General features: G+C 40.1%; 9 protein-coding genes. 2 read left to right on the forward strand and 7 right to left on the reverse strand.

Annotated features, from left to right (window positions below; all coding sequences use genetic code 11):
* Positions 1 to 17 precede the first annotated feature (17 nt).
* Together WA256_RS02605 and WA256_RS02610 are read right to left on the reverse strand one after the other, a co-directional pair.
* Positions 18 to 1,052, reverse strand: coding sequence for an isoaspartyl peptidase/L-asparaginase family protein (locus WA256_RS02605; RefSeq protein WP_063528531.1), 1,035 nt, complete (start codon positions 1,050 to 1,052; stop codon positions 18 to 20).
* Between the two features lie 125 nt (positions 1,053 to 1,177).
* A complete protein-coding gene (locus WA256_RS02610; protein WP_062566951.1) occupies positions 1,178 to 1,882 on the reverse strand; it encodes a SapC family protein in 705 nt (234 codons plus the stop codon).
* 243 nt (positions 1,883 to 2,125) lie between these two features.
* Between WA256_RS02610 and WA256_RS02615 the strand changes: the two genes are divergently transcribed.
* Entirely contained in the window at positions 2,126 to 2,836 is a 711-nt protein-coding gene (locus WA256_RS02615) for a DUF6445 family protein (protein WP_063530410.1), read from the forward strand.
* A 38-nt stretch (positions 2,837 to 2,874) separates the two neighbouring features.
* On the opposite strand, the gene WA256_RS02620 is transcribed toward WA256_RS02615, so the two are convergent.
* The 5 genes from WA256_RS02620 to pgi form a co-directional block, all read right to left on the reverse strand.
* Positions 2,875 to 4,386, reverse strand: coding sequence for a tryptophan halogenase family protein (locus tag WA256_RS02620; protein WP_130166739.1), 1,512 nt, complete (start codon positions 4,384 to 4,386; stop codon positions 2,875 to 2,877).
* 238 nt (positions 4,387 to 4,624) lie between these two features.
* Positions 4,625 to 7,165, reverse strand: a complete 2,541-nt coding sequence (locus tag WA256_RS02625) for a TonB-dependent receptor (protein ID WP_062566983.1) — start codon at positions 7,163 to 7,165, stop codon at positions 4,625 to 4,627.
* A 709-nt stretch (positions 7,166 to 7,874) separates the two neighbouring features.
* Entirely contained in the window at positions 7,875 to 8,585 is a 711-nt protein-coding gene (gene pgl / locus WA256_RS02630; protein WP_058586230.1) for a 6-phosphogluconolactonase, read from the reverse strand.
* 5 nt (positions 8,586 to 8,590) lie between these two features.
* Positions 8,591 to 10,063 (reverse strand): glucose-6-phosphate dehydrogenase, encoded by a 1,473-nt coding sequence (gene zwf / locus WA256_RS02635; protein WP_054563610.1) that lies wholly within the window; start codon positions 10,061 to 10,063, stop codon positions 8,591 to 8,593.
* Between the two features lie 267 nt (positions 10,064 to 10,330).
* Complete coding sequence (gene pgi / locus WA256_RS02640; protein ID WP_130166738.1) at positions 10,331 to 11,977, reverse strand: glucose-6-phosphate isomerase; 1,647 nt, start codon at positions 11,975 to 11,977, stop codon at positions 10,331 to 10,333.
* Positions 11,978 to 12,325: 348 nt separating this feature from the next.
* Between pgi and WA256_RS02645 the strand changes: the two genes are divergently transcribed.
* Entirely contained in the window at positions 12,326 to 13,357 is a 1,032-nt protein-coding gene (locus tag WA256_RS02645) for a LacI family DNA-binding transcriptional regulator (protein WP_054563608.1), read from the forward strand.
* Positions 13,358 to 13,360 lie beyond the last annotated feature (3 nt).

The following is a 13,360-nucleotide window of genomic DNA, read 5'->3' on the forward strand; positions in this document are numbered from 1 at the left end:
AGATTCGTTACAGATAATTACTCGTCTTTAAAAATACCCACATACGTTGGTGATGTATTTGATTTACTCGCACGGTACATACCAGCGGTGTTAAACGGCAAGCTAATGTTACCCTTAGCATCAATAATGATCACACCGCCTGTGCCACCTATAGGCATTAATACATCGTGGATCACTTCGTTACCTGCTTCCACAATGGTTTTACCTTGGTATTTTACGCGAGCACAAATATCAGCTGCCACATTGTAGCGAATAAAGTACTCACCATGCCCTGTCGCAGATACTGCACATGATTCATTTTCAGCAAAGGTACCTGCACCAATCACAGGTGAATCGCCCACACGGCCAAAACGTTTTGCTGTCATACCACCTGTAGAAGTACCTGCAGCGATATTACCGTTTTTATCAAGTGCAACTGCACCGACAGTGCCCATTTTGTAATTAACCGGCAGGGCTTTGTGTGCAGCTTGGTAGTCTTTGCTAGTTACTTTTTGTTTATCGAGCTTTTCTTTTGCTTTTAATAAGGCTTTATAACGGTGCTCAGTATCAAATAGGTTGTTTTCAACCAGCGGCATACCTTGAGTTTTTGCAAACTCTTCAGCACCTTGGCCGCTGAGCATAACATGCACTGATTTTTCCATCACTAAGCGCGCCAAGTTAATTGGGTTTTCAATGTGTTTAACCCCAGCAACAGCTCCTGCTTGGCGTGTACGACCATCCATAATCGATGCGTCAAGCTCATGTGCACCGTCATAAGTATATACAGCACCGCGACCAGCGTTGAAATACGGCGAGTTCTCCAGCACATTAATTGCCGCAGTGATAGCATCTAGGCTCTCACCGCCCTTTTCAAGCACGGCATAGCCTGTTTCAACGGCTTCTTTTAGTTTTGCACGGTAAGCTTTTTCTTGCTCTGGCGTGAAGCGGCTCTTTTCAATCGTTCCTGCACCACCATGAATGGCGATAGCAAAAGGTTGATCACTACTGTAGCTTAAAGTACTAAATGATAATGCGCTTAGCGCAATGGCTGAGGTGAGTAATGTTTTTAACATAGGGGCACTTATATTTATTTTAGTTTGTAAGCCCAATGTGAATAATTCGGCGCTGCATTTCAAGCTTTAACCGACGAAAGAAACAAAAAAAGCGCCAAATGGCGCTTTTTTTCAGCTGTTTAAAATTAAGCTTTAGCTGCTTTTAAACGTGCTAAACGTGCTACTTGATGAGTAGACGTTAAGAAAGAGTAGATAGGTGCTAGGTAGCCACGCTTACGAAGGTCTAAGAACTCTTCATCGCTTAGTGAGTTAAGTTTTTTCTCGTCAACAAGGTAGATACCGTTGATGTCTTTTTTCTCACCTTTGATTTCTACAGTTAGCGTTTGAGCTACTAGTAGTTCTTTGTCTGCAAGGTACTTAGTGAATGCTTCAGTTACCTGAGAGAACTCGATGAAAGAAACAAGTGCTTCTTTACGACGCTTAAGGTATTCAGTTTCTTCACCGTTTTCGAAAAGTGCATTACCTGTTTCTTCGCTTACAAGTGGGCTTGCTTCGTCGATTACGATACCAAATTGGTCAGCTTCTGGGTGCTTAACAAGACCTAGTGGGTAACGAGTCATAGACATAGGTGCAAATGCAGCTGTCCATTTGTCGTCTTGAATGAAAAGGTTCTCGCCTGGCTCTAGACCAAATAAAGCAACTGCTTGGAATTGACCTGATTCGTTGTTTTTAACAAATGCCATTGGGAATTCATTTGCGATGCGTGCAAATTCGTGTGCAACCACAGGTACTAAGTGCTGAGTTTTCATGAACTCAATGTTGATGCCATTTTGAATTTTAGTGTTGGCATGTTTTTCGTTATGTAAAGGCTGTACTTGTTGCTCCGCCATGATACTGCTCCATTAATTTTATAATATGTTTTTGCTGTTAGTGCCCAAAGCCTATAGGTTTTGGCAACAAAAAGGAAGTGAAAATTTTGTGGCAGTTTGTACATTATAAATTAACAAATTTACCTACATTACCAATCAACCCCAAATGATGAAAAAACAAGCTATAAGCAAGTAAATATTATCACGCATAAGCCACTATTTTTGTTAGTATATTCAACAAACACGGAATGACTGAGGCAAATAATGGAAAGCTATCAATTAAATAAAGACTATAAAGTAAGCCAAGTGTTTATTGATGAAATTAATGAGACTGTCATTATTGTTGATGACTTTTTACACAGCCTTGAGCCTATTTATCAATTTGCCACAGATACGGCCTATTTCCAGCCTTTTGGCAGTGATGGAACACTCTACCCCGGTAAGCGAGATGAAATGCCTGCGCCTTACTACAGAGCTTTTGAGCAGCTACTTAACGAGCTTTTAGAGCAAGGGATCATTACAAGCGGTGAAAATAATTTATATCTTCACCGCTGTAAGCTTTCATTAGTTACTCAAAATGCGGATGATTTAAATACCTTGCAGCGTATGCCACATATTGATTCAACGGATGATAAAACATTTGCAGCAGTGCATTATTTGTCTCCTAAAGAATGGGGCGGCACAGGCATATACAAATACCTGCCTGAGAATATTATTAAAGTGACAGCTTATAACCAAAATAGCGTGCATAACATGATTGCTGATACAGAAAAACACAGCGCAACTCATCAAGGCTATTTAAATGAAACAACAGCGCTTTTTGAAAAAGTGGTGGATATTGAAGCCAAGATCAATAGGCTCGTAATTTATAAGAGCAACCTACTGCATAGCGCAGCTCTTTTTAATCACAAAAAGTACAGTAATGATCTAAGCAACAGCCGTTTATCTATCTCTTCGTTTTTTAGAATTAGCTAAGCTGGCTAATACTTTTTTAGCCAGCTCAGTTAATAAAGTTAGTACTTCTGTAAGCCAAATTTCTTTATTTTATCTAACAGTTCTCTGTGCTTAGGTAGCTCGCTTAATAGCTGATTGACGCGCTGCTGTTTAAATTCAGCAACTTGTTGGTTGTTGCTCTGCTTAGATTGCTGTTTGGCAGGTACATAATGCATACCAAACAGTACGTATAAGTAGTTTTCTAAGTCGAACAAATCGAACTTACTGGCAAAGTCTTCTCGTACCGGTGTAAAGCGCTGCCAGCGTGCTAGGTTATTTTTTAGTTTTTCTGATAACTGCTCGGTTTTTTTGTTATCACGCCAAAAGGCTGAATCAGTTCTATCCGAAATACAGTAATGCATTTTTATAAAATCGAACGTTTGTTGCCATACATAATTCACCTGCTGATTATAATCATCAGCAACTAAGTTAATGTCATCTCGGGTACGCGGAAAACGCTTTGCTAATAACCCCGCAGAAAAGTCTGCAATTAAGATGGCAGTTGCTTCAAGTGGCTCAACAAATCCTTGCGACAACCCTATAGCGACACAGTTTTTGTGCCACATTTTTTCTCTGTGCCCTACTTTCATCGGGATCTTTCTTGGCGTTAAGTGCTCAAATTTATTACCTAAATAATGATGCAATTTAGCGTGTGCTTGCTCATCGCTCATATACTTAGATGAATAAACAAACCCCACTCCTCTTCGCTCTGTGAGCGCAATATCCCAGATCCAACCGGCTTGGTGTGCCGTAGCAATAGTGTAAGGCGGTATTTCATCATCGTTTTGTGTCGGTACTTGCAATGTGATTGCAGTATCAGTTAATAAACTATCTGACTTATCAACAAAGCCCACCCCTAGTTTTTGCCCAATAAAGGCAGCCGAAAAACCGGAGCAATCAATAATAAAGTCAAACTCTAAGGCGTTACCTTCTGAGTCGATTAGGTGTGTAATAAAACCTTGCTCATCACAGCTGACATCTTTAATTTCTGCAAACAGGTGTTTTACAGCAAAATGTTGCGTGGCATGGCTTCCTAAGAATGCAGCAAACTTTTTAGCATCAAAATGATAGGCATACCCGTTTATACCTGCATATTGAGGTGTCGCAATTGTTTTCGGTGCTAGGTTATTTTCACAACACGCATGTTGCTTAGAAACAAAGTCTGCGTAATCATTACCGTTACCCTCAGCTAGCCACTGCTGAGTTAACTCCTCACCGAATATATGTGGGTGATCAAATAAATGATGGTAAAAGTTAGCACCATGTTTGTGTTTATCTAGCCAATTTACAAACTTGATTGACTGCTTAAAAGTAACATCACATTCATTGATAAAGTCACTTTCACTGATACCAAACTTTTGCAAAGAGTTGCGCATCGAAGGAACAGTACCTTCACCGACACCTATGCTGGCAATATTAGGAGACTCGATTAACGTGATCTCAATGCCACTTTGCAAAAGCGCATGACCCAAATGGTTAGCGGCTAACCAACCTGCTGTTCCGCCACCAACAATTGCGATTTTTTTTATCATTTTTACTCGCCCACTTTTATACCAATTTGCTTAATTAAATAGTCTATTTTGAGGTAAGAAAACCTCGTTGATAACAAGGCAAAAATTTCGTTATTTAGTTGTTCTAAATCAGAAATTTTTAACGCAGTTAGCGACAGGTTTAATCCCTCAAAATGACTAAGTATTATTGCGAATTGGTATTACTCACAAAAAAGCCCAGTGCGAGCTGGGCTTTCTTAATTTCGTTATCTAAATCAGATTAGAAACGTAGTGATACACCTAGCTTGTAGCGTGCTTCACCTTCAAAGCTCCATGCTGGGTAGCCGTTACGAAGCTCAGGAACTACTTCTGCATCAGAAGGAGCAACACCGATTTGTACGCTGTCTTCTTCAGTTAAGTTAACAGCTTCAAACGTTACGTCAATGTTATCAGTTACGCTGTAGTTAGCACTGAAATCAAGCGTACCGTATGATTGGTGCTCACGGTTACCGTAGAAACCAGGTAGCTCACGGATCATGTACTCTGAACGCCAGTTATAAGCTAAACGTGCTGAGTAAGTATCTGTTTCATAGTAACCCACTAAGTTCACAGTATGCTTAGACGAATCTGAGAATAATGGGATCATATCTGGGTAGTTTTCAGCTTCTGATGGTGCATCTACGAATGTGTAGTTTGCTGAGTAACCAAAGCCACTGTCAAAGCCATCTTGAATTTGTAGCTCGATACCTTCGATTTGGCCACCACTTGCATTAAGCTTAGTAGATAGCGTCCAGTTATCACCTTGAGTATCTGGGTCTACAACACCGATTTGTTGATTCAAGATTTGGCTTGAAGTAACAAATGATGTGATGTCTTTGAAGAAGTAAGTTGCACTTACCATACCGTCACCATCAAAGTACCACTCGATACCTAAATCAGCTTGAGTTGCTTTGAATGGGTTAAGGCCTACGTTACCTTTAGTTAGTACTTCGTTATTTGCTGTACCATCAGCGTAACCTGCAAAAGATGATGCAGAGAACATATCTGTGTAGTTAGGACGTGCAATAACCTGAGCAGCAGAGGTACGTAAAATTACATCTTCAGCTAAATCGAATGCGATATTGATGCTAGGTAATACGTCGTTGTAGCTCGCTTTATCTGTGCTTAGTGAACTTTCGTACTCACCATTTGCAAAACCGTAGTAATCTGATTCTGCATCTGTAGAGATATAACGTAAACCGAAGTTACCGCGGATAGATTCTGCAGAGAACTCAGCCATTGCGTAAACTGCGAAGTTTTCTTCTTCGATTGTACCGTAACCTGAGCGGTATACAGCTGAATCATTATCGAAGCTTGCAATTGCAGCGCGTGCATCAGCTACCATTTTGTCAAAATCTGGCTCAGGTAAAGTGAAACCTGCACCTGATGACATTGTACCTGAGTAGTAAGTCTCACCATCACCACTTGGTAATGTATCAACTAAAGTAGTTGAGTAAGTCTCTTGTTTTACTTCATGGTCAGCCCAACGGAAACCTGTTTTGATTGCTGTGATAGCACCAAAATCAACAGGGAATGAAAGGTCTAACTGTGCGTAAGTTTCTTCATCTGTGTTAGGTTGCTTTTTAAGTGCCCAACCAGCTGGAGATAATGGACCTGCAAAATCTGATGCTTCAAAGTATTTGTTATTGATATCAATTTTGATTACATCACCAGTAGCATCATAAGTACCAGCGTAATCAGATGGAACACCGATGAAGTTACCGTAGTTTGCTGTTAGGTCTGTACCACCTTCTGATTCAGTTGTACCGAAACGACCTTTTAATGTGAAGTTTTCACCTTCGTATTTAAGGCTGAAATCAGCAGTGTCAGATGACATGCTTGCGATACGTGCCCAAGTTTGAGTCCAACCTGGATTTACACCTTCACCAGTACGACGGTAGAAAGTACATGTACCTGATGCATTTGTTTGCTCACAAGCTGCTTCTTTGTCGTCAGGGAACATTACGAAGTTTGAGGTATTTGCATTGTTTGCATCTAACTCAAGGCTCATGATGTTTAAACCTAGCTCTAGGTTTTCTGTAGGACGATACTGGAAAGTTGCATTTAATGCTGTACGCTCACGCTCTTGTTGGAACGTAGTAGGAACAATATCACCCCAACCGATCAGTGATTCGATACCGTTACGTTGGTAGTTTGTTTCAGCCCAAGATACTGAACCTAATAAACCGAATGTTTCTTCGTCATTTTTCCAGCTAAATAAGCCAGAAACTTGAGGGTCTGTTTCTTCAGAGATTGTGCCGTAATCGCCTTTTGCACTTAAGAAAGTTGTACCAGCGTCAAGATCAAGTGGCTTACGAGTGTTAACAATAACAGTACCACCAACACCACCTTCTACAACGTCAGCTTGAGAAGATTTATAAACTTGGATTTCACCAACTAATTCAGGTGGTAAAAGCGTGTAGTTGAAGCTACGGTCGATTGATTGTTGGTCATACCAACCTGTTGATGCAACAGTTTGACCGTTTAAAAGTGTGCGTGTTAATTGGCTTGAAGCACCACGAATAGAAACTTGCTGACCTTGACCGAATTGACGGTTAACAGCAACACCTGAAATACGACCAAGTGCTTCACCTACATCGCCATCAGGAAACTTACCGATGTCTTCTGCAGAAACAGCATCGACAACGCTGTCAGCAAAGCGCTTAGTATTCATTGAAGCTTCAAGTGAACGGCGAATACCGCGAACTTCAATTACTTCAACATCTTCTTGAACTTTAGTTTCTTCTGCTGCGTATGCAGCGCCAGTGAACCCAGCACTCATTACGAGGCCGATATTAACTGCTAATAAGCTTTTCTTAAAATTTTTAGCTAACACAGGATTCCCCTTGAATCATTTTGTTGGTTTTTTATATCACTTCTGCCCAGTGATGATGACAACGCTGTCATCTAGTAACAAACCATACACTCTAAATTACATTTGTGCTACATCTTTTTGGTTAATTTGTGCAAAAAATTTACAACGAAATAATCAAGCTATTGATATAACTAATATTTAATATTGAGTTTTTAAGAATTGTTACAAATAAACGGCGCAAATATAGCATGAGTGATATTGCAGATGAAAAGATCAAAAGGATGAGTTTTTGAAATTTGCTAAAAATTACATGTGTTTTTGTAAGCTTTAGTTTCCACTGGGTATTTATTAACCATAACTAAAAGTTATATAAAACCTGTTATCTAACAATAAATTAGCCTAAAAAACTAACCTATTCCTAAAAGCACGCTGTCATGTACAAATTATTTTTAACTTTTTCTGGGCAGAATGAGTTAAAGGGAATATTGAGAATAACAACCAATAACAATGACAGCGTTGTCATTTTTAATTATATAGAGCCATTTTGTACTTGTCTAACACTTTATCGAGCTATTTAAAAAAGCGTATTTATGCAAAATCATTTGTTAAAGATGAGAATTTAAAACAAAAAAGCGAGCATAATAGCTCGCTTTTGACATTGACTTTAATCAGGCGATTAAGGCGCCCAATAAACTTCAATATTGATATGCGGGTGATTCAATACAGCACGTAAAGGCATGTCAGCAACTGCACCGCCCTCTTTCGCTTGCTTGTAAACAGCGAGTTTTTCTTCACCGCTAATTAAAAGCTTCACTACTTTAGAGTCTGCGATAGCAGCTAAAGTTAACGTCATACGCTCAGTGATTTTACCCGTCACGTCGCTTTCAATGGCGTTAATTGCACATACTAAATCATCTGTCGCAAGACCGTGTTCTAAACCTTCAGCATGAGGGAAAAGAGAAGCCGTATGACCATCTGGACCCATGCCTAAAATTGTCACATCAAAAGGACGCTTTAATGCTTTGTATGCAGCTTCACATTCTGCTACACCATTTTGTGCCGTTAATGCGTCATTTTTCATTGTTACGAAATTAGCTGCAGCGCCATGGTTTTGTAATAGCGTGCTTTTGATAAATGCTTCATTACTTTTTTCATGATCAGCATCAACCCAACGCTCATCAACCATAGCAACATCAATGTTTGCCCAATCAAGTTCAAGGTTCGATAAGTGCTTATAAGCAGGTGCTGGCGATGAGCCACCCGATACCATTAGTACCGCACGACCATCTTCTTTAATACCAGCAACAAGGCTTTGTTCAAGGCTTGAAGAAAGCTCAGCTGTTAATTCGTCTTTGTTTGCAAAGAATTTTTCAACAATTGTTGCCATCTTAATTACGCCTTATCGCCTGTGTTAAACCAAACGTGGTTGTTTTCTTCTAAAAGCTCATCGGCATCTTCAGGGCCCCATGTACCAGCTCGGTATAACGATGGTGCACCTTTTTCTTGCCAACGCTCAATGATTGGGTCAATCCATTTCCATGCTTGACGCACTTCATCACGGTGAATAAACAGTGATGGGTTATTTGCTGCGGCATCTAACATTAAGCGCTTGTAAGCATCTGAATGGAAACCATTACTGTACGCTTGCGATAACTCAATGTTCATGGTTACTGGTTCTAATTGCATCTCAAGGTTATCAAGGCGCTTAGACATCAGTGTTAATTGAATTGTTTCTTCTGGTTGCAGACGAATAACAAGACGATTTGGCTCAATGTTACCTACGTTGTCGGTATAAACGTTGTGAGATACTTTTTTGTATTCAACAACGATTTCAGCACAACGCTTTTTCATACGTTTACCAGTACGAAGGTAGAAAGGAACACCTGCCCAACGCCAGTTATCGATGTGCGCACGAATAGCAACAAAAGTTTCTGTTTTGCTCGCACCTTCGTTTAATTCTTCTAAGTAACCTGGGACGATTTTACCGTCTAAGTTACCTGGTACATACTGACCACGTACAATGTTTGCATCAACATCTTCAGCCACTAACGGACGTAACGACTCAAGTACTTTTAATTTCTCAGTACGGATGCTGTTCGCGTTTAATTTGTTTGGTGATTCCATTGCCACTAAGCAAAGTAATTGTAACAAGTGGTTTTGTACCATATCGCGTAATGCACCCGCTTTATCGTAGAAACCAGCGCGGCTTTCTAGGCCCACTGTTTCTGATAAGCTAATTTGGATGTTATCGATTGATTTTGCATCCCACAGGTTTTCAAACAGTGAGTTTGAAAAACGCAGTGCCATTAAGTTTTGTACTGTTTCTTTACCTAAGTAATGGTCAATACGGAATACTTGCTCTTCTTTGAAGTATTCAGCAATTTTTGCATTGATTGCTTCAGCAGACTCACCACAGTAACCAATCGGTTTTTCAACAACAACACGTGACGTTTCTGTGATCAGACCTTTCTTAGATAAGATTTCACAACAGCTACCGTACACTGCAGGTGGTAATGAAAGGTAAAAAACACGAGACTTATCAGCATCGTGTTCATCAAGGATATCTTTTAGTTTATCCCAGTCGTCATCAGCTTCAGTTACATTCGTTACAACTGGCACAAGATAAGCTGAAAATGCTTTCCAATCTTTTGCGTTGTACTCACCTTTACCTAAAAAGTCTTGTAACGCTTTATGTGCTGTTTCGATGTATTCTTTACGTTTGCTTTCTTCACGTACCGTAGGAAGGATACGAGAACCTTGAGGAAGGTTGCCCTCTTGATAAGCGCGATACATTGCAGGAAGTAACTTACGTAACGCAAGATCACCGCCGCCCCCAAAAATTACGATATCAAATGGATTTAACATATATCACTCTCTACATTGGCAATGCCATGTTAATCGACTCATGCAGTATGGCAGTGCGTGTTGTTATCTGGTTGATTGGCTGTGTTAGATGATCCCTTTAACAAAGCCTGTTGAATTTGTTGTAAGTAGTTTACTCATTATTCTTATGTTGGCTGAAGTAAATGAGTCTTAGGGGCTCTGTAAATCCTCTCACAAAAATACAGGCCCTAAGAACTCCAGCGCTACCCGTTCAAAGGTATTCGGTTTGCAGCTGTTGCTGCGAATCTATTACTGCTTACGATGTGTTTTATAGTAAGCGATCAGTCCGTTGGTTGAGCTATCGTGTGGATGACTTACTTCGTCATCAAATAATTCAGCTTCAATTTTAGAGGCAAGTCCCTTACCTAGCTCTACACCCCATTGGTCAAATGAACAGATTTCTAAGATAATGCCTTGGCAGAAGATCTTGTGCTCATAAAGCGCAATTAAACGTCCTACCGTTTTCGCATCAACTTTATCTAACAACATTGACGTTGTTGGGCGATTGCCTTGGTGAATCTTATGATTCAATAATTCTGCAATTTCTGCTTCAGATTTACCTTTTGCGGTTAAATCTGCAGTTACTTGCTCTGCATCAACACCGGCCATCATTGCTTCGGTTTGTGCAAAGAAGTTTGATAATAAAATATCATGGTGCTTACCAACATTGACTTGCGGCTCAATTGAGGCAATAAAGTCAGCAGGTACGATTACATTACCTTGGTGCAGACATTGGTAAAAAGCATGTTGGCCATTAATACCTGTCATACCCCAAATAATTGGAACCGTCGTGTAAGGAACCGTTTCACCAGCAAAGGTAACGTGTTTACCGTTACTTTCCATCTCACCTTGCTGTAAATACGCAGGTAACATGTGTAGTGCTTGGTCATACGGTAAAATAGCTTGTGCCGTATAACCTAAAAAGCTAGTGTTCCAAACACTTAAAAGCGCCATTAACAATGGTACGTTATTTTCAAATTCAGCATTTTTAAAATGCTCATCAATTTCAAACGCACCTTCTAGGATCTCTTCGAACGCGTCGAAGCCTAGGTACAGGGCGATTGGTAATCCTATCGCACTCCATAAAGAAAAGCGACCGCCTACCCAATCCCACATTGTGAATACGTTTTCATCAGCGATACCAAAGGCCGCTGTTTTTTCTAAATTGGTGCTTACAGCTACAAAGTGCTTAGCAATATGTTCTTGCGCTTGTGCTGTTTGTAAAAACCACTCAACAGCCGATTTAGCGTTAGTCATGGTTTCTGAGGTTGTAAATGTTTTAGATGAGATAACAAATAATGTTGTCTCAACATCTAAACCTTGTAAAACAGATGCAATTTGAACACCATCAACATTTGATACATAGTGAACATTTAATGTGTCGTCAGCATAAGCAGCAAGTGCTTCGGTTGCCATTTGCGGACCAAGGTTTGAACCACCTACACCAATAGCAACAACATCTTTTACAGCTTTACCTGTGTAGCCTAGCCACTCGCCACTGCGTACTTTGCCAACAAAGGCTTTCATTTTAGCAAGCTCAGCGTTAACAGCGTCTGTTACGTTTTCACCATCAACCATTACAGCTGTGTTAGCGCGGTTACGTAAAGCAGTATGAAGTACAGCACGGTCTTCAGTAATGTTAATTTTCTCACCACTGAACATCTTGTCGCGCCATGCGCTGATATCGCACTCTTTCGCTAAAGCAATTAATTTTTCAAAAACAGTTTTATCAATTTGTTGTTTTGAGTAATCGAATAATACACCTGGGATCTGAGCAGAGAATTGCTCGAAACGCGTGCTATCTTTGGCAAATAAATCTTTAAGATGAATTTGTTTCATCTTCTTGGCACTTTCAGATAGTGCTTGCCAACTAGCTAATTGCGAACGGCTGCTCATATATATAATCCCCTCAAAACTTGCAACAAACTGATTTTTAACTATCTTTTTATTAATGTTGAATAAAGACAGCAATTAAAAATACGATGAAAATTAACACTAAGTTAAAATGACAACGCTGTCAATGTTCTACTTTTACATTTTATAGTCGAGATAATAGCGCAATTTTTCTCTTTTGACACCGGTATCATAAAAATTATCTCAATTATTTTACTGCTAATTTGGTAGAACATTAGATACACTAACTAACTTATATTAAATATTAATGTACCTATTAAGAAAAAGCGCTCTGGTGAACACTTTTCGATATTATTATAATACAAATATAACTAACTATAAAGTAACAGTATGAAAGTAACCATAAATGATGTAGCCAAGCTCGCTGGTGTTTCAATGAAAACCGTTTCGCGAGTAATTAATAAAGAGCCATCGGTCAGAAAAAAAACGTACGACATAGTGATGGACGCTGTTAACACGTTGAACTATCAACCAAACCTTGCAGCTCGTAACCTAGCAGGCACATCGTCTTTTACTGTTGGTTTAGTTTATGACAACCCGAATGCTTATTATGTCATCGATATGCAAAATGGTGTGTTGTCGCGCTGTAAAGAAGAAGGCTATGAGCTGGTGATTCATCCATGTAACTACCTTGATGGCAACATGGAAGAAGACTTTAAAACCATGATCAAGCGCTCTCGCTTAGCAGGCCTTGTATTAACGCCACCGCTGTCAGAGCAAAATAGCATTATCGATATGCTAGATGAAATGGGCATTCATTATGTACGCGTACTCTCTGGTCGCCCTACAGAAGAAGACCAAGACACTTGTATCTATGTGAACGACTACGCCGCTGCGTACGAAATTACTTCTCACCTACTCTCGCTAGGCCATAAGAATATTGGTTTTTTATGTGGTGACAAAGAGCATAAATCAACAACTGAACGCTTAGAGGGTTATCAGGCCGCATTAAAAGATCACAGCATCTCGATGAATGATGAGCTGATCTATGAAGGCCAGTATTCTTTTGAATCAGGTGTAGAAGGTGCAAAAGCATTGCTGGGTGAAAATAACCCGAAAAACATCACTGCCCTTCTTGGCGGTAACGATGAAATGGCAGCAGGCGCGTTATTCGCCTCACGCTTAATGGGGATCGAAATTCCACAGCAGTTATCAATTACCGGCTTCGAGGACTCACCGTTCTCGCGTCAGACTTGGCCTAAACTCACTACAGCTCATCAGGCGAATGATGTGATTTCGCAGCATGCAGCGCGTTTACTGTTTAGAAAAACCCGTGGTGCACGTAATCAAGATAAAGACATCATCACGACCTTTACCCCTTCATTAGTGGTACGGGAAAGCTCAGGCCCTACAACGGCCTAGTTT

The organism is Pseudoalteromonas sp. CH_XMU1449-3 (assembly GCF_037027245.1).
GTDB lineage: Bacteria > Pseudomonadota > Gammaproteobacteria > Enterobacterales > Alteromonadaceae > Pseudoalteromonas > Pseudoalteromonas shioyasakiensis.